Raw genomic sequence first — 25876 nt, 5'->3', positions numbered from 1 at the left:
CAAACTGCGCGTTAGTTAAACAGTCCTTTCAGCAACTTATCCGTAGCTTCTTTGACTTTATCGTCACCGGCTTTGTCGCCCAGCAATTTATCCAGACCGCGTTGCACTTCCTTGTTGGCCTTTTCTTCCAGTCTGTCGGCTTCTTTTTTGGCTTTTGCTTCCAATTCTTTCGCCCGCTTATCCAGCTCGCTGTTCCGCTTCACCAGCTCTTTAAAGTTGATGGCATAATCTGGCGCCTGCCAGGTCCCGGTAATATCAAGCGGCACTGTGATATCCGCGACTTCGTCTACCGATTTACCGCCCTGTCCTTTACTGGTGGCCACCACAGAGGTGTCAATCTGAAACGCCAGTGACTGCTCGGTCAGATCCGTATTCCCTTTGCCATCGACACGCAGCAGAGGCGAAGCCAGATGCATATTATTGGTCGCCGCTTTGCCGTCCTTCAGTATGAAGGTCGCCGTCAGCGCAGAGAAATCTGTCTTTTTCGGCTCGTCCTGTACAGTATCAGACTGGCCTTTCAGTTTGGCCTTGGCTTCACGGATCATCTTGGGAATATTGATCCCGTTAACCGCACCATCGGCAAAATTGATGGCGATTGTTCCATCCAGATTCTTCTTGAGCCGCGACTCTGCCAGGCCTTTGCCTGCCACTTCGACATCAATGTTACCCGTGCCAGCCAGAATATCATTCTCGGCAACATCGACCAGCAAAGGCTGCACCTGTACACCCTGAATGGTATTGCTGATCTGGTACACCGGCAATGAACCGTTCGCATCCAGTCTGGCTGTGGCGGATATTGTCCCGTCATACAGATCTGCCGCGAATTTGTTGAGAGTAAACACGCCATTTTTAACCGCTATCGCCAGATCAACATTGCTCAGCCTGGCGTTGGCCGCCACAAAGCGCTTAACTTTCACAGTGCCGTCGACATCGAGCTGTTTCAAGACCGACAGATCAGGCTCCTGTTCGCTGACAGGTGCATCGCCAGCCGGTGCAGAAGCCGTGCCTGAGGTGTCTGACGGCTTGGCCTCCTCACTGGCTGCAGCCTCTGCGTCGCCACCGGTCCAGTTGTCGACATTGATCTCCTCACTGCTGAGCGCAAAACGGATCACCGGAATATCGGCCTGTTTGAAAGAGGCATCGCCGTTCAACGCCAGTTCATCCGCCTTCACTGTCAATCCGCTCAGGGTCGCCATAGCGGCTTTGAGATCGTATTCAGCATCGCCAGACATGGCCACTTTCATCGTCGGCCGGGGCAGAGCGGCACCTTCGAGATCTGATTTCAGATCCAGCGCCTGCAGCGAAATGTTCGCCTTATCCTGGCTGACCCTAATCCGGGTTTTACCCTCAGCATTGAAGGCAAGATCAGGGATCTGCCCTTTGGCTGACAGTGTCACATTACTCCACTCGCCCAGATTAAAGGCATCCAGTTTCACCGTGACATTATCCAGCTGAGTGCCGGCTTCTGTCATGCTGGCGGAGAGCTCGGTGTTTTTCAGCGCCGCGTTATCCAGATTTTCCGCCAACTGCAGGCTGGTTTTGCCCTGGGCAGAGAAGCGCATCGCACCGTTTTGACCCGCCAGATCAAAATTCAGATCCGCCCATTCACCCGGTGCAAACTGGCTCAAATTCATGTTCAGCGAGTCCAGCGCAGTGACAGTACCTGCCTGATCGTCCCGCAGGCTGACACTGGCATTTTCAAGCGCTATGCCTGCCAGACTGATCACCCATTTCTCACCGGTTGCTGTTTCGCCTTCGGCCACCACTTCACCCTCACCTGACGCTGTCGGCTGTGCCTCAGTTTCCCGGGAGTCAGACGCCCTGTCTGTGGTCGTTTTATCGCCACCTAAGCCATCCAGATTACTGACGCCATCTTTGCGCGTCTGAATAAACACACGGGCATCTTTGAGCGTGACCTGACCAATTTCCAGCCGGTTGGACAGCAACGGCAGTACAGACACAGACACACCCGCTTCGTTGAACTGAACCAGGTTAGCTTCATCAAAACCTGCCGGATTACGAAACTCGGTCCGGCCTATCGCAAAGCCCACGCTCGGGAAAAAACGCCAGCCGATATCGCCTTCAATAACCAGATCACGGCCCGTGGCCTTTTTCACCTGTTCCGCAATCAAAGGCTTAAATTGGTTCGGGTCGACCAGCGTCACCAGAACGCCAATCGCCACCACCACAACCAGCACGATCGCCAGCAGTACATAGAGAATTTTTTTCATTCTGTCCTCGGAATGTGTGCCATGTTGAACAACATTTATTGACCTGTGACACACTAAAAATGCCAACAAAAAATGTCAAAATACCTGATTTATTAAAGCAAAAAATAAGGCCACCGTTAAGGTGACCTTATCATTCTGACTACAATTTAATGCGCTTCTGACAAAAATCAGCGATGTTTCTTCTCGTCTTCATTGATTCGGCTGGCAACCGCACCCTGCTGATTATGATATTTCGCATTGGCGCGCTTGTTGTAAGGTTTCTCAGCAGAACCTGACAGCACCTCAAAACTCAGAGCACCAATGGGCATGTGCGGACGCAGTGCCAGCGGCAGCCGGCCACTGTTATAAAATTCCAGCACAATCCTGCCAGCCCAGCCCGGGTCGATACGGTGCGCTGTGACGTGTACCATCAAACCCAAACGGGCCAGCGAAGAGCGTCCGTCCAGCCAGCCGACAATGTTATCCGGTAAGGTGACAGATTCATGAGTCACCGCCAGCGCCAGTTGTCCCGGATGCAGGAAAAAGGCATCGCCATCGGCGACTTCAATCTCATCACTCATGACTTTTTCGAGCTGTGCCGCAACATCTTCTTTTTTGCCGGAGAGATCGATAAACGGCGCACCGTGGTCAGTAAAAATACGGAAATTATTACCTAAGGTGACATCGATTGTCAGACCGCTAATCACATCATTTGACGGGCGCGGCTCAATACTGATCTTACCTTCATCAAGATAGGCCTTGATGTCCTTGTCACAAAGTCTCATGTTGCGGGTTATCTCCAGGGCAAAAAATCATAAATACTATCGGAAATGCTTGCCGCCACTATAACGACCTGTTCGCAGCAGGTCTATCTTTGCAGCCGCTTGCGTGACATGTTGTCACGCCTTTTAATACAACACCGAATTCAGGAGACAAAAAAGGCTGACCTGAGCCAGCCGTTGCCATACCTTACGCTTTAAGCAAGCGGGCAATATGCGCTTTTAACACATCGATAGCAATTCGGTTCTTGCCGCCTCGTGGCACAATAATATCGGCATATTGTTTCGACGGTTCAATGAACTGCATAAACATAGGGCGGACGGTTTTCTGATATTGCTGCAGTACCGATGACATTGTCCGGCCGCGTTCTGCCACATCACGCTGCAAACGGCGAAGCAGACAGATATCCAGCGGGGTATCCATAAACACAGTTGCATGCATCAGGTCACGTAAACGGGGATCCGTCAGCAGCAGGATACCTTCCAGAATGATCACCTTCTTTGGAGTCAGCGAGGTGGTTTCCGTCATGCGAGTGTGCTCGCTGTAGCTGTACTGCGGCACTTCCACCGCTTCACCACGCATCAGGGTTTCGAGGTGCTCACAAAGCAAATCATGGTCAAGGGCATTGGGATGGTCATAATTGGTCTTTACCCGTTCATCCATACTCAGGTGACTTTGATCGTTATAGTAACAATCTTCCGTAATAACACCGATCTGTTGATCGCCAACTTTTTCTCTAAGTTCGTTGTAAACCGTTCTGGCAATCAAACTTTTACCGGAAGCAGACGCGCCTGCAATCCCGATAATTACGCATTGGTGTGAATGTTCAGACATATCAGAAAGCACCTGTAAGAATATCTAGCGGGTTATTACCCAAATTCAGTAACCGGCCCCACTCAGCGGCACAGCACTATACTGCAGGTAAAAATTAAACCGCACGATTATAAGGAGTTGACGCCTTGGATACCAGAGCAAATGCGATCTTGCGCTCAAAACATTATGCAAATGCAACGGCAAACAAGGCTGAAACAGTTACATTGACTGCAATTACAGAGTTTTAATACTGATCTGCTCTGCCACAGGTTGCCCATACCAATAGAGTCGGCTGGCTACGCGCCCGGCTAATTCTATATAAGCCTGAGCCTGCTCACTGTCAGGTGATGACGCCACTGTCGGTGTGCCTTCGTCAATATCCTGACGAATCTGAATATGCAGTGGCACCTGAGCCAGCAAAGGAATCGCGTAGTCCCGCGCCATTCTCTCCGCCCCTCCGGTACCAAAAATCGCCTCATGGTGACCGCAGGCGCTGCAGATGTGGTAGCTCATGTTTTCCACCACGCCGAGTACGGGCACATGCACTTTACTGAACATATTTACCCCCTTGATGGCATCAGCCAGGGCCAGATCCTGCGGGGTGGTGATCACCACAGCCCCGGTGACCGGCATTTGCTGCGCCATGGTCAGCTGGATATCTCCCGTGCCAGGCGGCATGTCCACCACCAGATAGTCCAGCTCCGGCCACAGAGTTTCATTCATGATCTGCGACAGAGCTTTCGAAGCCATCGGGCCGCGCCACACAGTCGCATTATCGGCCGGCACCAGGTAGCCGACAGAATTGGTATACAGACCATGAGCCACCACCGGAGCCATCATTTTTCCGTCCGGCGAGGACGGTTTTTCATCTGCCGCGCCCAGCATCATAGGCACAGATGGCCCATAGATATCGGCATCCAGCAGCCCGACTCTGGCGCCCAGCGCCTGTAATCCCAGCGCCAGATTCACGGCTGTCGTCGACTTGCCTACGCCGCCTTTGGCCGAACTGACAACCAGCAGATTCTTAACGCCTTTCAATAGCGGCTTGTCATTGGCGGCCAGCGGCGTAACCCGCACTTTGACACTGACGTTCAGATCAGTGGCAATCTGCTGAGCCTGCTGATCAGCAATCCAGTCTGTTAAAGCATCGGCCACAGACGAAGCGGCAAAAGGCAGCGTGATGTGCACTTCCTGATCACCTTGCCAGTGGACGAGACCGGGAGTATCCGCCCACTCATGTACCAGCCAGGGATGTGTAAACTGATTTAACCAGTCACACAATGCCGCTTTATCGGCAAAAGGACTGTCGGGATTATTCACCATGATAAAGACCTGCTTTGTTCGTTGTAATACGCTGTTTTTATCCTATCACTTTGCGTCTGAAACCGCTCTAATTGTCAGTGATTTCGGCTATGAATCAGGCCTGCCTTGGGGTACTATTCAAGGCTTATTATCTTTTTTACCCATCATGAGCGAATAGAGAAATATGGCTGCAAACCCAAGAAAAATTCTGGTGACCTGCGCCCTGCCGTACGCTAACGGTTCTATCCACCTTGGCCACATGCTTGAGCATATCCAAGCGGATATCTGGGTGCGCTATCAGCGCCTTCGCGGCAACGAAGTTCATTTCATCTGTGCAGACGACGCGCACGGTACGCCAATTATGCTTAAGGCCCAACAGATGGGGATGGAGCCTGAGCAAATGATTGACGAAGTGAGCAAAGAGCACCAGGCGGATTTTGCTGGCTTCGATATCAGCTTTGATAACTACCACAGCACGCACTCTGAAGAGAACCGCGAGCTGTCTTCTTTCATCTATAACGAACTCAAGAAAAACGGTTTTATTACCAGCCGCACTATTTCTCAGCTGTTCGATCCAGAGAAAGAAATGTTTCTGCCGGACCGTTTTGTCAAAGGCACCTGCCCGAAATGTAAAGCAGACGATCAGTACGGTGATAACTGTGACAACTGTGGTGAAACTTACAGCCCGACGGATCTGATCAACCCGAAATCTGCAGTTTCTGGCGCCACGCCTGTAATGAAAGATTCAGTGCACTTCTTCTTTGACCTGCCTCAGTTTGAAAGCATGTTAAAAGCGTGGACCAAGTCCGGCGCACTGCAGGAAGAAACATCCAATAAAATGCAGGAATGGTTCGATGGCGGACTGCAGCAATGGGATATCTCCCGTGATGCGCCTTACTTCGGCTTTGAAATCCCGGGCGAAACCGGCAAGTATTTTTATGTCTGGCTGGACGCGCCTATCGGTTACATGGGTTCATTCAAAAACCTGTGTGACAAGCGTGACGATCTGAACTTTGATGAGTTCTGGAACAAAGACAGCTCCACTGAGCTTTACCATTTCATCGGTAAAGACATAGTGTATTTCCACAGCCTGTTCTGGCCAGCTATGCTGGACGGTGCCGGTCTGCGCAAACCGAGCAATGTCTTTGTTCACGGCTATGTCACAGTCAACGGTGCCAAAATGTCCAAGTCTAAGGGGACATTTGTCAAAGCCAGCACTTATCTGGAACATTTGGATCCTGAGTGCCTGCGATACTACTACGCCGCCAAACTGAACAACCGTATTGATGATCTCGACCTGAATCTGGAAGACTTCTCACAACGCGTCAACAGCGATGTCGTGAACAAGATTGTCAATCTGGCTTCCCGTAACGCAGGTTTCATTACCAAACGCTTCGATGGCAAACTGGCCGACACCTTCGCAGAACCGGCGCTGTACCAGGAATTCGTGGCGGCGTCTGACCGTATTGCCGAGTTATATGAGAACCGTGAATTTGGTCGTGCCATCCGCGAAATTACTGCCCTGGCTGACAAAGCTAACCAGTACGTCGATGAGAAAGCACCTTGGGTTGTAGCGAAAGAAGAAGGCAAAGATGCTGAACTGCAGTCAATCTGCTCTGTCGGTATTAACCTGTTCCGCGTGCTGATGACTTACCTCAAACCTGTGATGCCAAAACTGGCAGAGCGCGTTGAAGGATTCCTCAATGAAACCCTGACCTGGGATGGTATTGCACAGCCGCTGACAGGCCATGAGATTGCCAAGTTCAAAGCCCTGTTCAGCCGAATCGACAGCAAACACATTGAAGCTATGGTTGAGGCGTCTAAAGAAGATGCTGCCGCTGAAAAAGCCGCAACAACCCAGCCCGCCGCGGGCCCATTAGTCGATGAACCAATCGCGGATGAAATCGAGTTCGATGACTTTGCAAAAGTGGATCTGCGTATTGCAAAAATCATCAGTTGTGAGTCTGTGCCAAAAGCGGACAAACTACTGAAATTCCAGCTCGATATCGGCGGCGAAACCCGTCAGGTTTTCTCTGGCATTAAGTCAGCCTATAACCCGGAAGATCTGGTCGGCAAGCTAACGGTTGTCGTGGCTAACCTCAAACCGCGTAAAATGAAGTTTGGTATGTCAGAAGGCATGATCCTGGCTGCCGGTCCTGGCGGCAAAGAGCTATGGCTGCTGGAACCTCATGAAGGTGCCCAGCCTGGCATGCGTGTAATGTAAAGCGGATTCACAGAAAAACACCTGAAAAAAGGAGCAGTCGCTCCTTTTTTTTTTATCCTTATTTCCCCTTGTTCCGCACGTTCACCCGCCGGCGACTCTCTCGCAATCATGCACTTCTCAGCAGCACCTACAGCCTACACACTCAGCTTTTGATTTCATCAAAATCGCAAAGAGCAGACGATATAACCAAAAAATGCTTGCTATATCAGTATATAAAGCAATCAAACGGTTTCTGGTTTGTTAATAAGAATAAGGCTTTATTAACAACAAACCCAATAAAGTGTGATCTCATACAAGCTTTAAATCATGACATTGATTTTACATCGCGGGTTTGTAACTGGAACTGGTAATCTGCTCCGCGCTCTGAGGATCAGTAACAGAGCCACATATAATAAGGAGTGTTCTTTCATGAAAACCCAAAACAAAAAACTGTCCCTGACCGCCCGAGTCATTCTCGGTATGGTGCTGGGTATTTTGACTGGATTTATCATCCGCTCGCTTTTCGCTGACACGGCATTTGTTCAGGACTACATAGTTAACGGCCTGTTCGAAGTAGGCGGCTCAATCTTTATTGCCAGCCTGAAGATGCTGGTTGTGCCACTCGTTTTCGTCTCACTGGTATGCGGTACCAGCACTCTGAGCGATATCAGCACTCTTGGCCGTCTTGGCGGTAAAACACTGGCTTTCTATCTCACCACTACGGCTGTGGCTATTACGCTTGCCCTGACAATGGGCACGCTGTTTAAGCCTGGCGAAGGTGCAGATCTGGCGGCCGCGACCTCATTTGCAGCCAAGGAAGCACCTTCACTGGGTGAAGTGATCATTGGCATGTTCCCGACCAACCCTATCAATTCCATGGCTCAGGGCAATACGCTGCAGATCATCGTATTTGCCATTCTGCTCGGTATTGCCATCAGTGCAGCAGGTAAAGCGGGTGAACGCATTGCCGGCGTCTTTGCCGATCTGAACGAAGTGATCATGAAGCTGGTGGCATTGCTGATGCACATCGCGCCATACGGTGTATTCTTCCTGATGGCAAAACTGTTCACCGGTCTGGGTTTGGATGCTATCTATAACCTGATGGGTTACTTCCTGGTACTGAGTTGTACCCTGATTCTGCATGCCGTGTTCACTTACGGCCTGATGCTGAAAATGTTCTCGGGCCTGAGCCCATTCGTTTTCTTCAAGAAGATGGAAGATGCGATCATGTTCGCCTTCTCAACGGCCTCTTCCAATGCCACCATCCCGGTGACGATGGAAACGGCGACCAAGCGTCTGGGTGTCAGCAATAAAGTGGCCTCATTCACTGTACCATTGGGCGCGACCATCAACATGGATGGCACCGCCATTATGCAAGGTGTGGCCACTGCCTTTATTGCTCAGGCATTCAATATCGACCTGACCATGGGCGATTACATGGCAGTGATCATGACAGCAACGCTGGCCTCAATCGGTACCGCCGGTGTCCCTGGTGTCGGGCTGATCATGCTGGCGATGGTATTGAATCAGGTAGGGTTGCCGGTAGAAGGTATTGCTATCATCATGGGTGTTGACCGCCTGCTGGATATGATTCGCACTGCCGTCAACATCACAGGCGACAGTGTTGTCACCTGTATTGTGGGTAAATCTGAAAATGAGATAGATATCAGCCGCTTTAACGATCCAAAAGCGGGTGAAGCTGACGAAGAAGTGCACCTGCACAAAGCCTGATGCGAAAGCTGGATAGTAACCTCTGAGGCCCCATATCGGGGCCTCTTCTTTTATCTACTCAACCAATTTCTCTCCTTGCCTCATTCTGTGGCATCACAAGTTTTTAAATGCACCAAAACAGTGCAATTAAAGTGTATCAATGACGCTACCTTAAAAATTTTCCAATTTAATCATATAGATAGAAAATGATACCTGCTAAAAAATCTGGCTCGCTTTTTGCGTTATGGCTAGGTCGTTAAGAAACTGCAACTCAGGCTTAAACAAGCTGACCCAGAAACAGAATCAAAACGTCAAAGAGGATCAACAAAGTATTTATGCCATTTACTGGCATTCAGGGAGTCGATATGTGGATTATTCTTGGTTTAACACTGACTGTGCTGGCACTCACTGCTTGGTATTTCTACAACAAACAGCAGCAGGCACAAACTGAAGCACACTTCGATCAGATCCTTGGGCTTCGGCAGCTCATTCAACTGCTGCGCCAGCACAGGCGTCTGTCCCATAGCCATCTTATGAAAAGCCAACTCACAAAAAGTCGAGGCGAAATCCTGCCGGTTTTTCCCGAGCAGAATGCCATCCTGAGTTTGAGTCATACTCTGCTGAGTCAGGCCGGGCTTGAGCAAAAACCCATGTACCGGATTCTGACTCAGCATTTGCAGCAGTTAAGCACTGAGTGGCCGCAGTATTCTATGTCACGTAACCAGGCCAGTCATGGCAAAAACATTCGCCATGTTATGTATCTGATTGATGACCACTTAACTACCAGCCTGCTCATTGCAGACAAAAGCACCCTGTTCGAGCAGTATCAGCAGTTCTGGCCGGTCACACTGAATGCACTGGATACCCTGGCCCAGTTCCGCTCAACAGTGGCGGTGTTTCATCCGGGTAACAGTAAGCAAGAAGTATTACTGCGCAGGCATCTGCATTTGCTGCAACGCCGACTGGGACAAATGAACCTGATGCTCAAAATACCCGGGCCGTCGCTAATGGCAGATCAGCTGGAGAACGACCTGACCACTTTGCTGCAATCGGCCAGTGCAAGCAAAGCATGCCAGCTGGCACTGTATAAGTTCTCACTCAGCTTGTCGGATAACATTTTCTATTTATTTGATGCCAAGTTGACTGAGATTGCTCATTCGCTGGCGATAGACGATTTCCCGCTGGATATCAGCGCCAGTCTGCTTCCCCTGCTGGAACAGGCTGAATCTGAAGCTGCTGGTCAAACCGAACTCAAGCTTCAAGCCTGATAACAATGCCCCCGCTTCTGACGCAGCGGCCAGGACAGGTAGCAGTCAAGGTAACTAGCGGTCAAAGTAGGTAACAAGACATAAAAAAACCCAGCGCAGGCTGGGTTTTTCATTTTGACTGTCATCACAGCGATTAACCGATGTGAGTCAGGCCGCCCATGTACTGACGCAGCACTTCAGGGATCTCAATGCGACCATCAGCCTGCTGATAGTTTTCCAGCACTGCGACCATGGTGCGGCCAACCGCCAGACCCGAGCCATTCAGAGTATGTACCAGCTCAGGCTTCTTCTCGCCTTTACGGCGGAAGCGTGCCTGCATCCGGCGTGCCTGGAAATCACCCACATTGGAGCAGGAAGAGATCTCACGGTAAGTATTCTGCGCCGGCAGCCAGACTTCCAGATCGTACGTCTTCATCGCACCAAAGCCCATATCACCAGTACAGAGAATCACTTTACGGTAAGGCAGTTCCAGCAGTTGCAGTACTTTCTCTGCCTGGCCGGTCAGCTCTTCCAGTGCCGCCATAGAATCTTCCGGACGGGTGATCTGAACCAGTTCCACTTTATCAAACTGGTGCATACGAATCAGGCCGCGGGTATCACGACCATAAGAACCGGCTTCAGAGCGGAAGCAAGGCGTATGCGCCGTCATCTTGATTGGCAGTTCAGCTTCGTCAACTATGGTATCGCGAACCATATTGGTCAGCGGCACTTCCGCGGTCGGGATCAGCGACATACCCACGCCTTCTTCGGTCGCAGGCTTGGTATTGAACAGATCTTCGCCGAATTTCGGCAGCTGGCCCGTACCGTACAGGCTGTCTTGATTGACCAGGTAAGGGACATACATTTCGGTATAGCCATGCTCCTGGGTGTGGAGATCGAGCATGAACTGCGCCAATGCACGGTGCAGACGGGCGAACTGGCCCTTCATTACGATGAAACGGGAGCCAGAGAGTTTTACCGCGCTGGCAAAGTCCAGACCTTCAGCCATCTCGCCCAGATCAACGTGATCTTTCACAGAAAAATCGTAAGTCTTAGGTTCGCCCCAGCGTGAAATTTCGACGTTCTCGTCTTCATCTTTACCGATTGGCGCGGAGTCATCCGCTATATTCGGAATAGACAGCTCAATGTCGCTGAGCTGAGACTGAATCTCAGCCAGCGCTTTTTTAGCGTTATCCAGCTCAGAACCCAGGCCAGCGACCTCTGCCATGACTTTATCGGCTTCTTCGTGCTCGCCCTTGCCTTTCAGCTGACCAATTAACTTCGAGCGGGAATTACGCAAGGACTGCAGTTCTTCCGTTTTCACCTGAATCGACTTACGTTGCTCTTCCAGAGAACGAAGTGTTTCTACATCAAGGGTAAACCCACGGTGCGCTAATTTTTCTGCTGTCGCGTCCAGCTCAGTTCGAAGAAGTTTTGAATCTAGCATGCTAATCCTGTGCTCGTCATAGAATGTTGCACAAAATTTAACCCGTTCGCGGGTTAAATAAGTTGAAATCTGAATACGTTAGAATCACTAACGCAAGTTGATAAACGATACCCAAAAAGCCTGATTATTGATAGCGTTTCTGCGGGCTTTTTGCATCCAAGGAAGCCAGATATTCCAGCTTCTCAGCAATTTTACTCTCTAAACCACGCTCTGAGGGCTGATAGTACTTCCTGCTCTGTAGCTCAGGGGGCAGATAGCACTCCCCTGCCGCATACGCGCCAGGCTCATCATGGGCATACCGATACTCAGCACCGTAACCCAGATCTTTCATCAGTGTGGTTGGTGCATTTCTCAGATGAGGAGGGACGTCGTAGTCGGGCAGATTGGCCGCATCCGCTTTTGCCTGATTAAATGCAGTGTAGACCGCATTACTTTTGGGTGCAGAAGCAAGATACACAATGGCTTGCGCGATCGCCCTTTCACCTTCATAAGCGCCCACCCGGGTGAAACAATCCCAGGCCGCAATCGCGACTTGCATGCCACGCGGGTCGGCATTGCCGACATCTTCAGACGCTATGGCCAGTAATCGGCGGGCGACATAAAGGGGATCGCAACCTGCCTGTAGCATGCGCGCATACCAGTATAAGGCGCCATCCGGACTGGAGCCGCGGATTGACTTGTGGACCGCGGAAATCATGTCGTACCAGAGATCGCCTTTGTTATCAAAACGGGTGATCTTCTCACCGGCGACTTCAGCCAGCAGCGCTAAAGTGATGACTTTACTGCCCTGATGCGCCTCTGCCATATCCGCCAGCAGCTCCAGGTAGTTGAGCGCCATACGCGCATCGCCATTAACCAGTGCCGCCAGGCTTTCTTTCACATCCGGAGCAAAGGTCAGGCTGTCGTCCCTGATGCCGCGCTCTGCATCATCCATCGCCTGATTGATGACTGTCAGTATGTCGTCTGTCGTCAGAGACTTGAGCTTATAGACCCGGGCGCGGGATAACAGTGCATTGTTCAGCTCGAAAGACGGATTTTCAGTGGTCGCGCCAATGAATGTCACAGTGCCATCTTCAATATGCGGCAAAAACGCATCCTGCTGGCTTTTATTGAAACGGTGCACCTCATCGACAAACAAAATGGTGCGCCGGCCGGCGTGCTGATTCTGACGTGCTTTATCTATGGCAGCACGAATATCTTTGACGCCCGAGGTCACCGCCGATACACGCTCTACTTCAGCATTGGCATAGTGAGCCGCAACTTCCGCCAGCGTCGTTTTGCCGGTGCCGGGCGGCCCCCAGAGAATCATGGAGTGTAGATGCCCGGCCTCCAGCGCTCTTCGTAAAGGCTTCCCCTGGCCAAGTATATGTTGCTGGCCAATGTACTCTTCTACCGTACGCGGACGCATGCGCGCAGCCAGGGGGCGAAAATCCGAGGAAAAATTTAAGCTGAGGTTATCCACGCTGACCATCCATCACTGAAAAAGGCGGTATCTCTACCGCCTGAATAATACGCTCTCGTTTTTAACGCAATCAGCGCTTATCGTCCAGCTCTACGCCCGGAGGGGGAGTGAAACTGTATTGCTTACGGTCTTGCTTGCCACGAGCAAACTGGGCAAAGCGAAACTGGCTGAGCTGGCCGTCCTGCTCTTCCACGGAAAACCCGCGAACCTGACCATCCCGGCCGACTGTGACCACAAACTTCCCGGTCACTGCGGCGCTGTCTTTCGGCGTCAGCGTAAACGTATCAGCCGTCTGGGCTACGTTGTATTTCGCCCAATCCTGATTCTGGTTGCGAATCAATAAAACAAAAGGAGTTTGCGCGGTGGCATCGTCCAGTTTCATCGCCGTTACCTGCTCTACCATAGGAGTGTAGTACCAGAGGGTACGGCCATCTGACACCAGCAGATTTTCATCCGGCGTGTCGGCATGCCATCTGAACAAATTCGGGCGCTGAACCGAAACATTCCCCTGACCCTCAACCAGCAAATCCCCTTCAGGGCTGGTGACCTTCTGAGTGAATGTGGCACTGAAGGCATCGACTTTATTCAGACGCTGACTCAACTCCTGCTGGGCACTGGCTAATGCCAGTACTGGAAACAGTGCAGCGGCCAGAATCACGCCCTGAATGGTTTTTGTTATTTGCTGATTTTTCATCATACATCAATCTCCTGCCGGAGCCGGCGCCAGCACTTCGCGGTTACCATTATGGCCCGGAGGACTGACAATACCGTGTGCTTCCAGCTGTTCTACAATACGGGCGGCGCGGTTATAGCCAATTTTGAAACGGCGTTGTACGCCAGAAACGGATCCGCGACGGCTCTCTGCCACGAAGGCAGCGACCTGGTCAAAGAGCTGATCAAGATCATCCTCACCACCGGATGAAGTTTCCCCTGGCAACATGGCTTCCGACCCCTGGTCTGAGTTCAGAATTCCGTCGATATACTGTGGTTTGCCCCGGGCTTTCCAGTCGTTCACCACATTATGGACATCATCATCGGATGCAAAGGCACCGTGAACACGTATGGTGTGACTCTGACCTGCCGGCAGATACAACATATCACCCATGCCCAGCAACGATTCTGCCCCACCCTGATCCAGAATAGTCCGTGAGTCTGTCTTAGTTGAGACGGTAAACGCCATACGGCTTGGTATATTGGCCTTAATCAGACCGGTAATCACATCCACCGACGGACGCTGAGTCGCCAGCACCAGGTGAATACCAGAGGCTCGCGCTTTCTGCGCCAGACGAGCGATCAGCTCTTCCACTTTCTTGCCGACCACCATCATGAGATCGGCAAACTCATCCACTATGACCACAATACTTGGCATTTTCTCCAACAGCGGTGGATGTTCATCCATACTATCGCCAGGTTTCCACAGCGGATCATGGATTGGGTGACCGGCGGCAGCAGCTTCTTTCAGCTTGGCATTATAACCGGCCAGGTTTCGCACCCCTACCGCGGCCATCAGTTTGTAGCGGCGTTCCATTTCCCCCACACACCAGCGAAGCGCATTACCGGCGTCTTTCATGTCAGTGACGACTTCGGTCAGCAGATGCGGAATGCCTTCGTAAATAGACAACTCCAGCATTTTCGGGTCGATCATGATGAAACGGCAATCCTCTGGCTTACATTTGTAAAGCAGGCTGAGAATCATCACGTTGACACCCACAGATTTACCAGAGCCTGTGGTACCGGCCACCAGTAAGTGAGGCATTTTACTCAAATCAGCGGCAACCGCCTCACCGGCAATGTCATAGCCCAGCACGATAGGAAGTGGACCGCGCATGTTCATAAAGCGCTCACTGCCCAGCACTTCAGACATATAAACCGTTTCGCGGCTCTCGTTCGGCAATTCCAGACCGATATAAGGCTTGCCCGGGATCACTTCCACAACGCGCACTGCATAGGCAGACAAAGCACGGGCCAGATCTTTCGCCAGCCCTGAGATGCGGCTCACTTTGACACCGGGTGCCAGATCCAGCTCATAGCGCGTGATCACCGGGCCAGGATAAATCCCAACCACCTTGGCTTTAATTTTGTAATCCGCCAGCTTAGATTCCACCAAACGGGCGGTATTCTTTAATTCTTCTTCACTGGTTGGCTGCACATTTTGTGTTGGCGGCTGCAGGAGATCCAAAGTCGGCATCGGTGAAGTCGGTTTAGGCAAATCGACATCTTTTTTCATCAGGAACGGATTATCCAGCCCCGCTGCGTAGGCTTGCTGCTGTTGTGCTTGCTGCGCTTCGCGAATTTTGCGCTGAAAAGCCTCTTCATCAGATTCTTGGTCATCAGCGTATTCAGCCTCGTCCTCAGTTTCTGAGGCTATGCCAGCACGTTCCAGTTCAGACATACCATCACGGACACCGATCTCAATATCCGTATCGGGCATGGGTTCGTCTTCCCAGGGTATATCGTCATCAGGTTCAGCAACTGCGTACTCCTGCTCCGGCGCAGATTGGTACTCAGACATCACCGGCTCTTCCCCGACCAGGGACAGATCCCCGATAACGGGTTCATCCACCCTGTCATGAGTGGACGGGTCCTGCTGGCTCAGTTGGTCCTGACCCGGCTGTTCATAACTGTCTGTAAGAGTGTCGGCCTGGGCGTTGTCCGACTCGGCGGCATACACGCTGTAATCATCATTTTCAGCCAGCTGGGACTGCAAGTCCGCAATCGTCACGCCAGCGATATCCGGATTGGATCCCAGCGGCTGACTGGCGGAGGCTGCAGCGGGCTTGCTGCGTTCTGGCATCACAATGGCAGGTTCTGACTGCCCAGGCGCATGCGCCGGCTTAACCTCAGGGCGAGCCTGATTGATCTGAGCCGGCTTCTCAACAGCCGTATCCGAAACCCGTGTGTCGGCCAGCGGCGTTGGAGTATAGGCAATACGTTCTGGACGACGCAGTAATACGTCATCCTCGTCAATGTCTGTCTCGTCCTTGTGCGTCAGCCTGGCGGCATAAGCTGTCTGGCTTTCGTCTGGAATATCAGCAGCAAAAGGCGTCAGTGTCTGCGGCTTTTCGCCACGGACTCTGTTGAGCAACCAGCCTAACATCCCTAAGGTTGTCTCACCTATGCCATCCACCACGCGCAGCCAGGAAATGCCGGTCAGCAGGGTAAAACCCACCGCCCATAAAAACATCAGAACCAGTGTCGTGCCAAGCAGGCTAAACAGCGGCAGAGTCAGATTGGCGACGACATCGCCGATAACACCACCGGAGGAGAAGTACCAGATATCATCAAAGTTCAGATCGGCAAGGCCACAACTGGTCAGAAACAGTAACAGCAAGCCTAACAGGCGGGTGCCGTATATCATGTAGTCCGCCGCTTCCCGTTCACCACGACGACGGAACATCACCCAGGTCACTCCCAGCATAACAAGCGGTAAAGGGTACGCCAGCGAGCCAAAAGTGAAAAAGGCGGTGTCGGCCACCATAGCACCGAATGCGCCGGCTTTATTTTGCACCGTACCCTGCCAGGCCGTTTGCGACCAGGACGGATCGGCCGGGTTAAAACTGACCAGGGCAACCATGAGATACACTGCGGCAAGAATACCGATGATCAAAAAACTTTCCAGCAGGCGCTGTCCGCCTGACAGGCGTATAGGCTGAGTTTTGCCTCTAACTTTCCTCAAAAACTCTCTCCGGTCTTGCTAAAACTGACTGTAAGCCGGGGGTAATCAACGTCCTGTGGGTGACCCAGCTGAATTTGCGTTTGATATATCACCCAGGCCGCTTTAAGGGGCTTGGGTGTTGTGGCCTATTTTATACCACTTAACAGGTAATGTTACCTGCCTGAGAAAATGTGGGAGCAAAGTAGGAAAACGATGTGAACAACACAGAATGCACGCCCGTTGACACTTTCACTCACTTTGCGCACTCCCGCAGCACGCTTGGCTCCACCCTACAAGCTGTAATTGTAGTTTGTTGATAACACAAATAATTCATCCCAATGTCAAATAGATGATGGGATGCCGACTTTTTCAGCAATTGAGACACAAAACAGTATAACTGCCACAAAAACGAAACAAGCGGCGCAAGGCCGCTTGGTATTGATTGAAATCAGACTGGCTCCGGGCCAATTAACGCGTTTTGATAACCAGGTTATTGGTCTGTTTCACTTCTTCCATTACAACATATGTACGAGTGTCGTTTACACCCGGTAAGCGCAGCAGGGTTTCACCCAGCAGCTTACGGTATGCAGACATATCCGATACACGTGTTTTTAACAGGTAGTCGAAATCGCCCGACACCAGATGGCACTCTTGAATATCTTCCAGCTCCTGAACCGAACGGTTAAATTGCTCAAAGACATCGGGTGCACCACGATTAAGGGTAATTTCAACGAAAACGAGCAGAGATGCGTCCAGATATTGCGGGTTCAGCAACGCCGTATAGCCGCTGATGTACCCCTGGCGCTCCAGGCGACGTACACGCTCCAGACAAGGAGTTGGAGACAATCCAACACGTTTAGACAACTCAACGTTTGAAATTCGTCCGTCCTTCTGAAGTTCGTTCAGAATGTTGCGGTCGATGCGATCCAACTCCTTGGAGGGTTTCTTTTTGGTATCTACCATTTTTTATTCCACCTATTTACTTCCTTGCAAAAAAATATACTACATCTACTAGTTATTTAGTATCAAATACTCTTTTAGTCAAACTATACTGCCATTAGCTCTGTCATTTCAACCTTGTCCATAGCTAACCCTGCTACATAGATCAAGGAGCACAGCATGATCATCGGTGTGCCTAAAGAAATCAAAGACCACGAATACCGAGTAGGCCTTGTAACCAGCAGCGTCAGAGAACTGGTTTCGCTAGGTCATCAGGTACTGATTGAAACCCAGGCCGGAGCAGGTATAGGGTTGTCCGATGCAGATTATCAATCTGCCGGAGCAACGATTCTTTCGACTGCTTCAGAAGTTTTTACCAGATCAGAGCTAATTATTAAAGTAAAAGAACCCCAGACCGTCGAAAGAGCCATGCTTCGCGAAGGGCAAATTCTATTCACTTATCTACATCTGGCCCCTGATTTTGAGCAGACAAAAGATCTGATTCAGAGCAAATCTATTTGTATTGCTTATGAAACGGTAAAAGACCATAAAGGCCGGCTTCCTTTACTGGCGCCCATGTCTGAGGTAGCCGGCAGGATGTCGGTTCAGGCCGCTGCGCAAACGCTGGAAAATACCCGTGGCGGCAGAGGTTTGCTGCTCAGCGGTGTACCCGGGGTCGAGCCAGCCAAAGTCCTCATTTTAGGCGGTGGTGTTGTGGGTTCGAATGCCGCCCGTCTGGCGGTAGGGATGCGGGCCGATGTCACTGTGCTGGATCGTAACCTGGATACGCTACGGGCGCTGGACTGCGAGTTTCAGGGCAAAGTGAAGCTGCTTTACTCGACGGATGATCTGATTGACCGTCTGGTGCCTGATACCGATGTGATTATCGGCGCGGTGCTCATTCCCGGTGCGGCCGCCCCTAAGCTCATCACGGCCGGGCACGTTAAAGCTATGAAGCACGGTTCATGCCTTGTTGATGTGGCGATTGATCAGGGCGGCTGTTTTGAAACTTCTCATCCGACCACGCATACCAACCCAACCTACATAGTGGACAATGTCGTGCACTACTGTGTCGCCAATATGCCCGGTGCGGTGGCACGAACTTCGGCGTTTGCGCTCAACAATGCCACGCTGCCGTATATCATCAGTCTGGCCGGTAAAGGCTATAAGCAGGCGTTACGGGATGATCCCGGCTTTCTGGCCGGTTTAAATGTCATACACGGTAAAGTGACATATCGCGAAGTCGCTGAAGCCTTTAACCTTCACTATACCGATCCGACGGTTGCCCTGAGCATGCACTAAACTGCGCCTGTTACATTTCGCTGCCCCTAGCGCTGAAAACCTGGTTTCCGGCGCTTTTTCGTTGAGTTTCCTGAACAGCTATGGTCTGCTCTTTCCTTACGCCTGCATTTTCCCTACAATCGATGCCTTATTGATAAGTGACGCTGACTAAGTCTGGAGAAACAATGAGTAACGCAAAACACAGTAAACTACTCATCCTAGGTTCTGGCCCCGCCGGTTATACGGCAGCTGTCTACGCGGCCCGTGCCAATCTCAATCCAGTCATGATTACTGGCATGCAGCAAGGCGGCCAGCTTACCACGACGACAGAAGTTGAAAACTGGCCTGGCGACGCGGAAGGACTGACAGGTCCGGCACTGATGGACCGCATGAAAGAGCATGCTGAAAAATTCAATACTGAGATCATTTTCGATCACATCAACGAAACCGATTTCAGCCAGCGTCCTTTCCATCTGAAAGGCGATAACGGTGAATACACCTGCGACGCATTGATCATTGCAACCGGTGCGTCCGCAAAATATATCGGTCTGGAATCCGAACAAACGTTCCAGGGCCGCGGTGTCTCTGCCTGCGCCACCTGTGACGGATTTTTCTACCGTAACCAGAAAGTTGCTGTGGTCGGCGGTGGTAATACCGCAGTAGAAGAAGCCCTGTATCTGGCCAACATCGCGTCCGAAGTGCATCTGGTACACAGACGTGACACCTTCCGCGCCGAGAAAATTCTTATCGATCGCCTGATGGACAAAGTCCATAACGGCAATATCGTCCTGCACACAGATCGCACCCTGGAAGAAGTGCTGGGTGATGACATGGGCGTGACAGGTGTACGCCTGAAAGCGACCCAGTCTGATAAAACTGAAGATCTGGACGTGATGGGCGTGTTCATTGCTATCGGCCACCAGCCGAACACCGGCATTTTCAGCGGTCAGCTGGCAATGGAAAATGGCTATATCAAAGTCCAGTCCGGCCTGGAAGGCAATGCAACACAAACCAGCGTTGCTGGTGTATTTGCCGCCGGAGATGTCATGGATCACGTCTACCGCCAGGCTATCACCTCTGCTGGCACAGGTTGCATGGCCGCGCTGGATGCGGAACGCTACCTTGACGCATTAAACAGCAAGTAAAAACTGAAACTACGGCCACGGCAATCGACCGCGGCCTTTTTTGCCTTCCCCCTTTGGGAAACCAGAATTTGACCAACCATACAGCGCTACTTTAAAAAATGGATAAACAATTACAGCGCGAATTGACCAAATGGTTAAAATCGCAAAGCAAGCTTGCCAAACCCTGGCTCATGCTGAGTGTCGGCATGGGATTCCTGTCGGGTCTGCTCCTGGTAGCCCAGGCCGGACTGCTCGCCTACATTTTGCAGCAACTGATCATTGAACACACTGACAAGTACCAGCTGATCGCGCATTTTGCCGGCCTGATTGCTGTGGTTGCACTGCGTGCCGCCTGCAGCTGGGGTCGTGAAGTGGCAGGATACCGGTGCGGAGAGCATATCCGCCTGCATATCCGTCAGCTGATCATTCAACGGCTGCATCAGCTTGGCCCGGCGTTTATCAAAGGTCGTCCTGCCGGTTCCTGGGCCAGCCTGATTCTGGAACAGGTTGAAGAAATGCAGGATTTCTTTGCCCGCTATATCCCTCAGATGGCGCTGTCTGTCCTTATCCCGGTTGTCATTCTGGTGGCGGTATTTCCGTTTAACTGGGCGGCCGGCCTGATTTTCCTGATCACTGCGCCGTTAGTTCCCTTGTTCATGGCGCTGGTCGGTATGGGTGCTGCCGATGCAAGCCGACGCAACTTTACAGCCATGCAACGCCTGTCCGGCTACTTTTATGACCGCCTGCAGGGCCTGGCAACACTGCGACTGTTCAACCGTGCAGACGCTGAAGCAGAAAACCTGCACGATGCCGCCGATACACTGCGCAAACGCACTATGGAAGTGCTACGCATGGCCTTTCTGTCATCCGCGGTGCTGGAATTTTTCACGGCCATTTCCATCGCACTGGTCGCGGTATATTTTGGTTTTTCTTTCATTGGCGAACTGGATTTCGGCCATTATGGCCTGCCGATCACTTTGTTCACCGGTTTCTTTATTCTGCTGCTGGCACCTGAGTTCTATCAGCCGCTGAGAGATCTGGGCACCTATTACCACGCCAAAGCACAAGCCATTGGCGCCGCAGAATCCATAGTGACATTCCTCAATACCCAGGCCGACGACATGAGTCAGGGTGAGCAACCGCTGCCTTCACCCGAGACCATCCGCATCAGTCTGACCGACGTCAAAGTGCTCAGCCCGCAAGGACAGGTACTGGCAGGCCCGCTGAGTTTTGAGATTGATGCGAAACAACAAGTGGCTCTGGTTGGCCCCAGCGGTGCCGGTAAAACCAGCCTGTTAAATGCCCTGCTGGGTTTTCTACCCTATGAAGGCAGCATTAAAGTGAATGGCGCAGAACTGCGCGAAATCGCCCCTGCCCAATGGCGCCAGGCTATCAGCTGGGTTGGCCAAAATCCGCTGCTAATCCATGGCAGCATTCGCGATAACATTATGCTGGGTAATCCAAACGCCACTGACGAGCATGTCCGGCAAGTGGCAGACAATGCCTTCGCCAGTGAGTTTATCCGGCATCTGGAACGGGGCTTGGATCACCCGGTCGGTGATCGCTCAGCCGGTCTGTCCGTGGGCCAGGCACAGCGGCTGGCCGTCGCCCGTGCCCTGCTTCAGAACGGCAGTTTCTGGCTTTTAGATGAACCCACCGCCAGCCTGGATGCTAACAGCGAACACCTGGTGCAACAGAGCCTTAACCAGGCTACACAAGGCCAGACCACCCTGATGATCAGCCACCGTCTCGACCAGCTGACCAGTATGGATAAGGTGCTGGTGCTGGAAAACGGCCAGATTGTTCAGCAAGGCCATTTCAGCCAGATTAGCCGCGAAGGCTTATTAGCAGACATGTTGTCACACACAGATAAGAGGGATCTCGATGCGTGATTTAATCCCTTACATTAAACTCTACCGTCGTCATTGGTTTGGCCTGACCCTGGGTATGTTGCTGGGGCTGGCGACCCTGCTTGCTGCCATGAGCCTGCTGACACTGTCTGGCTGGTTCCTTGCCGCCTCTGCCGTTGCGGGTATGACGATTGCCCGTGAAACCTTCAACTACATGTTACCTGCATCGGGTGTGCGTGGTTTTTCCATCGCCCGTACCGCTGGCCGGTGGGGAGAACGTGTTGTCAGCCACAATGCGACCTTTAAGCTACTGGCCGATCTGCGCATTTTCTTCTTCCGTAAGCTCATTCCGCTGATTCCCGGCCGTCAGACCAATCTGCGCGACGCCGATTTGCTAAACCGCCTGGTTGCTGATGTGGATGCCATGGACCACGTTTACCTGCGGCTGATCAGCCCCTTAGTGATTGGGGTGATTGGTATCCTGGCGATCAGTGGCTTTCTGGCCTGGTTTGACCCTGCGCTTGGCCTGGCACTCGGTTGCCTGCTGTTTACCCTGATGCTTTCTCTGCCGGTTGTCTTTTATAAACTGGGCAAGAAGCACGGTGAAACGCTGACGATGGCAAAAGCCGGATTCAGAATACGCCTGCTCGACTGGTTACAAGGCCAGGCCGAGCTCTTACTGTTTAACGCAGAGCCCGCGTACAGAGAGCGGACACTGAGTGAGCAAAGTCAGCTGCTGCTGGCACAGCGCCGCATGGCCAGCCTGACAGGGATGGCGAATGCGATGTTATTGCTGGCCACCGGATGGTCTCTGGTACTCATGCTGTGGTTAGCGGCTGACGGTGTGGGGGGCAGCACGCCCGATCCTATGATTGCGCTCGCTGCTTTTGCCACTATGGCCAGCTTTGAGCTGATGATGCCGGTTGCCGGGGCTTTCCAGTATCTGGGGCAAACACTCTCCTCGGCCAGACGCCTGAATGAAATCATTCATGCCACGCCCGACACACAGTTTGATCCTCAGGGCCATCAAGCCAGTGTTAGGGGCGAGATTAAAATTCAAGACGTCAGCTTTAGCTACTTCGGCAGCGAACAATCCGTGCTCAACCATGTCACTCTTGAGCTCAAAGCCGGTGAAAAACTGGCGCTGCTTGGACGCACAGGCTGTGGTAAATCAACCCTGCTGCAATTGCTGACCCGTAACTGGGATCCGCAGCAAGGTCAGATCACACTGGATGGCACGCCGCTGTGTCAATGGCAGGAAGCGGCACTGCGTGATGCTGTCAGCGTGGTCAGCCAGCGTGTCGATATCTTTAACGGCACAGTTCGCGATAACCTGCAATTAGCCAAACCGGATGCCACCGACAGCGAGCTGACAGCCGTACTGACCAAAGTCGGACTGGAGAAACTGCTGGACGGTAATGGCCTGAATACCTGGCTGGGTGACGGGGGCCGGCAAATTTCCGGGGGCGAACGCCGCCGTATGGGCATCGCCCGTGCGCTGCTTCATGATGCCCCCATTTTACTGCTCGATGAACCAACCGAAGGGCTGGACCGCCGGACTGAACAACAGATCCTGTCTTTGCTGTTCGAGCACATGCCGGATAAAACAGTGGTCTTCATTACCCACCGTCTGGTCGGGCTGGAGCAAATGGATCAGATTTGTCTGATGGATCAGGGCAACATCATAGAACGTGGCAATCACGCTTCTCTGATGGCCCTGAACGGGCGCTACACTGAACTTTGGCGTCGGGTTTAACTCATGCAACAAAAAGGCGCTGGAGCGATTCCAGCGCCTTTCTCTCAGCCTGGCTCACATTTGTTCTGACTCACTTGTTCTGGCTATGGATAAGTGCGGTCAACTCTGACCCCTTCGTCGAAATAGAGAATCCGGACGTTATCGCCTGACTGAAACAGCATATTCGGATCAATGGCCTGAATCACATCCACCAGCTTACCGTCATCGGTTTTTATCAGTAATTCCACCAGCTTGTACTGCCGGATTGACTGACCAATATGCTGATTTTGATAGGCAACTCCAGCGCCCGCCAAAGCGCCAACCGTGGTCGCGACCTCACGGCCATGTCCTCCTCCGAACTGATTACCGATCAAGCCGCCCACCACTGCACCTAATAAAGTCTGCCAACCGTTATGTTCGGAGTTGACCACTTGCTGCTGGGTAATATAACGTACCGTTTCCAGTTGACCGAAAACAACCTGATTGACAGGGCGCGCCTGATTGCGATTATAAGGCGCGGCTTGCGACACGCACGAAAACAGCAAAACGAACCATAACCACTTTCTCATACTGATATTCTCCACCTACATTGTATTTATATGGCTATATATTTGCCTGAGCTCGACTCAGTCGACTTACAGTTTCCCCATCCGAGCACAGCGCTTGATGATCCCAATGGCCTGTTGGCATTTGGTGGTGATCTCAGTGCCCAGCGACTTGTTCATGCTTATCGGCAAGGCATCTTCCCTTGGTACGCTGAAGGTGAGCCCCTGTTATGGTGGAGCCCGTCTCCCAGAGCAATTATCCTGCCAGAGATATTTCAGCCAAGTAAGAGTCTGAAAAAGTTTTACCGCAAATCAGGCTATCAGGTCACTCTGAACCACGCCTGTCATCAAGTCATAGAGAAATGCGCTTACAGCCGCGGGGTTGATGCCACCTGGATCACTTCCGCCATGATTAAAGCCTATCAGCACTTACATAACCAGGGTCACTGCCATTCCGTTGAAGTCTGGCATGACGACCAGCTTGTTGGCGGCTTATATGGCATTAGCGTCGGTACCGTCTTTTGCGGTGAATCCATGTTTTCGCTCGCCGACAATGCCTCAAAGATTGCATTCTGGCACTTCTGCCGGCATTTCAGCGCACATAACGGCAGTCTTATCGACTGTCAGATTATGAACTCGCACCTTGCTTCTCTGGGCGCGCAGGAAGTGCCTCGTGACGCATTTTTGCAAACCTTAGGACAACAAAGATGCGCCATACTTAAATCAGGTTGTTATTCGCCCCAGGTTATTGCGTAGTAGGTTATCATGAGTCTTCCCACTATACGCTTAGGCTTTACTCCGGAAATCAGTTGCAGTTATTTACCTGAGCAAAAAGAGCAGCTTGGCGTAGTCGTTGACCATCGCTGGTTAACGGCTTCTGGCTACGGCGCTCTGCTTGGCTGCGGATATCGTCGCAGCGGTCAGGCCATTTATAAACCTATGTGTGACCAGTGCCATGCCTGTACTCCCCTTCGTGTTGACTGCACTAACTTCACTCCCAGCAAAAGCCAGAAAAGGCAGTTAAAACAGCTCAATGGCTTTCGGGCTGAATTCAAGAACCAGCTTGATGATGACTGGTTCCCTCTCTATGAACGATATATCCGGGAAAGACATGCGCACGGGGCCATGTATCCGGCCAGCAGACAGCAGTTTTTTGAGTTTTGCCAGGCAAACTGGATGGAAACCCGTTTTTTGCACCTCTATCAGGATCAGCAATTACTGGCTGTCGCCGTCACCGATTTTTTTGACCAGGCACTGAGCGCAGTCTATACCTTCTTCGAGCCGAACTACCCGTTATCGCTGGGCACTCTCTGCGTGCTGAAGCAAATCCAGTACTGCCGGGATACCGGACGACGCTGGCTCTACCCCGGTTATCAGATTGATGACTGCCCTGCGATGAACTATAAAACCCGCTTCAGACCTTACCAAAAGCTGATTCAGGGCCAATGGCAATAAGATTATTATTTATCCCCCCTGCTTCTGCCTCATTAAAAGGAACGAAGTTTGCAACAAAAGCTGACAAAGGGCAGCAGCAAGGGTAAAATTGCGGGCCTGAACTTTACACTTAAACAGT

General features: G+C 51.8%; 19 protein-coding genes. 9 read left to right on the top strand and 10 right to left on the bottom strand.

Annotation, left to right across the window (positions count from 1 at the left end; translation table 11 throughout):
- Positions 1-11 precede the first annotated feature (11 nt).
- The 4 genes from KCG43_RS01740 to apbC form a co-directional block, all read right to left on the bottom strand.
- Positions 12-2231, bottom strand: coding sequence for an AsmA family protein (locus tag KCG43_RS01740; protein WP_218382958.1), 2220 nt, complete (start codon positions 2229-2231; stop codon positions 12-14).
- 167 nt (positions 2232-2398) lie between these two features.
- Complete coding sequence (dcd, locus tag KCG43_RS01735; protein WP_192015182.1) at positions 2399-2995, bottom strand: dCTP deaminase; 597 nt, start codon at positions 2993-2995, stop codon at positions 2399-2401.
- Positions 2996-3179: 184 nt separating this feature from the next.
- Positions 3180-3824, bottom strand: coding sequence for a uridine kinase (gene udk, locus KCG43_RS01730; protein ID WP_192015181.1), 645 nt, complete (start codon positions 3822-3824; stop codon positions 3180-3182).
- A 213-nt stretch (positions 3825-4037) separates the two neighbouring features.
- Positions 4038-5126: an iron-sulfur cluster carrier protein ApbC gene (apbC, locus tag KCG43_RS01725; protein ID WP_218382957.1), complete on the bottom strand. Its 1089-nt coding sequence runs from the start codon at positions 5124-5126 to the stop codon at positions 4038-4040.
- Positions 5127-5289: 163 nt separating this feature from the next.
- On the opposite strand from apbC, the gene metG reads away from it, so the two are divergent.
- From metG to KCG43_RS01710, 3 genes are all read left to right on the top strand, one after another.
- On the top strand, positions 5290-7329 hold the full coding sequence (gene metG, locus KCG43_RS01720; RefSeq protein WP_218382954.1) for a methionine--tRNA ligase: 2040 nt from the start codon (positions 5290-5292) through the stop codon (positions 7327-7329).
- 408 nt (positions 7330-7737) lie between these two features.
- On the top strand, positions 7738-9039 hold the full coding sequence (locus KCG43_RS01715; RefSeq protein ID WP_192015178.1) for a dicarboxylate/amino acid:cation symporter: 1302 nt from the start codon (positions 7738-7740) through the stop codon (positions 9037-9039).
- A 344-nt stretch (positions 9040-9383) separates the two neighbouring features.
- Positions 9384-10286: a hypothetical protein gene (locus tag KCG43_RS01710; RefSeq protein WP_218382945.1), complete on the top strand. Its 903-nt coding sequence runs from the start codon at positions 9384-9386 to the stop codon at positions 10284-10286.
- 133 nt (positions 10287-10419) lie between these two features.
- Here the strand turns inward: KCG43_RS01710 and serS are convergent, their stop codons facing one another.
- From serS to lrp, 5 genes are all read right to left on the bottom strand, one after another.
- Positions 10420-11712 (bottom strand): serine--tRNA ligase, encoded by a 1293-nt coding sequence (gene serS / locus KCG43_RS01705; protein ID WP_218382944.1) that lies wholly within the window; start codon positions 11710-11712, stop codon positions 10420-10422.
- A gap of 124 nt (positions 11713-11836) precedes the next feature.
- Positions 11837-13174 (bottom strand): replication-associated recombination protein A, encoded by a 1338-nt coding sequence (locus KCG43_RS01700; protein ID WP_218382939.1) that lies wholly within the window; start codon positions 13172-13174, stop codon positions 11837-11839.
- A gap of 70 nt (positions 13175-13244) precedes the next feature.
- Positions 13245-13841: an outer membrane lipoprotein chaperone LolA gene (lolA, locus tag KCG43_RS01695; RefSeq protein ID WP_370630661.1), complete on the bottom strand. Its 597-nt coding sequence runs from the start codon at positions 13839-13841 to the stop codon at positions 13245-13247.
- Between the two features lie 33 nt (positions 13842-13874).
- Positions 13875-16850 carry a DNA translocase FtsK gene (locus tag KCG43_RS01690; RefSeq protein WP_255557820.1) on the bottom strand — a complete coding sequence of 992 codons (2976 nt, stop codon included), beginning with the start codon at positions 16848-16850 and terminating at the stop codon, positions 13875-13877.
- Between the two features lie 447 nt (positions 16851-17297).
- A complete protein-coding gene (gene lrp, locus KCG43_RS01685) occupies positions 17298-17792 on the bottom strand; it encodes a leucine-responsive transcriptional regulator Lrp (RefSeq protein ID WP_027252761.1) in 495 nt (164 codons plus the stop codon).
- Positions 17793-17948: 156 nt separating this feature from the next.
- Here lrp and ald point away from each other — a divergent pair, with 156 nt between their 5' ends.
- The 4 genes from ald (at position 17949) to cydC (ending at position 23779) form a co-directional block, all read left to right on the top strand.
- On the top strand, positions 17949-19070 hold the full coding sequence (gene ald, locus KCG43_RS01680) for an alanine dehydrogenase (RefSeq protein WP_218382937.1): 1122 nt from the start codon (positions 17949-17951) through the stop codon (positions 19068-19070).
- Between the two features lie 164 nt (positions 19071-19234).
- On the top strand, positions 19235-20194 hold the full coding sequence (trxB, locus tag KCG43_RS01675; protein WP_218382935.1) for a thioredoxin-disulfide reductase: 960 nt from the start codon (positions 19235-19237) through the stop codon (positions 20192-20194).
- A 98-nt stretch (positions 20195-20292) separates the two neighbouring features.
- On the top strand, positions 20293-22065 hold the full coding sequence (gene cydD / locus KCG43_RS01670; RefSeq protein WP_218382932.1) for a cysteine/glutathione ABC transporter permease/ATP-binding protein CydD: 1773 nt from the start codon (positions 20293-20295) through the stop codon (positions 22063-22065).
- Entirely contained in the window at positions 22058-23779 is a 1722-nt protein-coding gene (cydC, locus tag KCG43_RS01665; RefSeq protein WP_218382930.1) for a cysteine/glutathione ABC transporter ATP-binding protein/permease CydC, read from the top strand. The genes cydD and cydC overlap by 8 nt, the downstream gene beginning before the upstream one ends.
- An 83-nt stretch (positions 23780-23862) precedes the next feature.
- Here the strand turns inward: cydC and KCG43_RS01660 are convergent, their stop codons facing one another.
- Positions 23863-24327, bottom strand: coding sequence for a glycine zipper 2TM domain-containing protein (locus tag KCG43_RS01660; RefSeq protein ID WP_218382928.1), 465 nt, complete (start codon positions 24325-24327; stop codon positions 23863-23865).
- Between the two features lie 30 nt (positions 24328-24357).
- Between KCG43_RS01660 and aat the strand changes: the two genes are divergently transcribed.
- Positions 24358-25059: a leucyl/phenylalanyl-tRNA--protein transferase gene (aat, locus tag KCG43_RS01655; RefSeq protein ID WP_192015170.1), complete on the top strand. Its 702-nt coding sequence runs from the start codon at positions 24358-24360 to the stop codon at positions 25057-25059.
- 9 nt (positions 25060-25068) lie between these two features.
- Positions 25069-25758, top strand: coding sequence for an arginyltransferase (locus tag KCG43_RS01650; protein WP_218382926.1), 690 nt, complete (start codon positions 25069-25071; stop codon positions 25756-25758).
- The last annotated feature ends 118 nt before the right edge of the window (positions 25759-25876 follow it).

Source organism: Photobacterium sp. WH24 (genome assembly GCF_019204055.1).
In the GTDB taxonomy this organism is placed as follows: domain Bacteria; phylum Pseudomonadota; class Gammaproteobacteria; order Enterobacterales; family Vibrionaceae; genus Photobacterium; species Photobacterium arenosum.
This window is presented reverse-complemented; position numbering and strand designations above follow the sequence as displayed.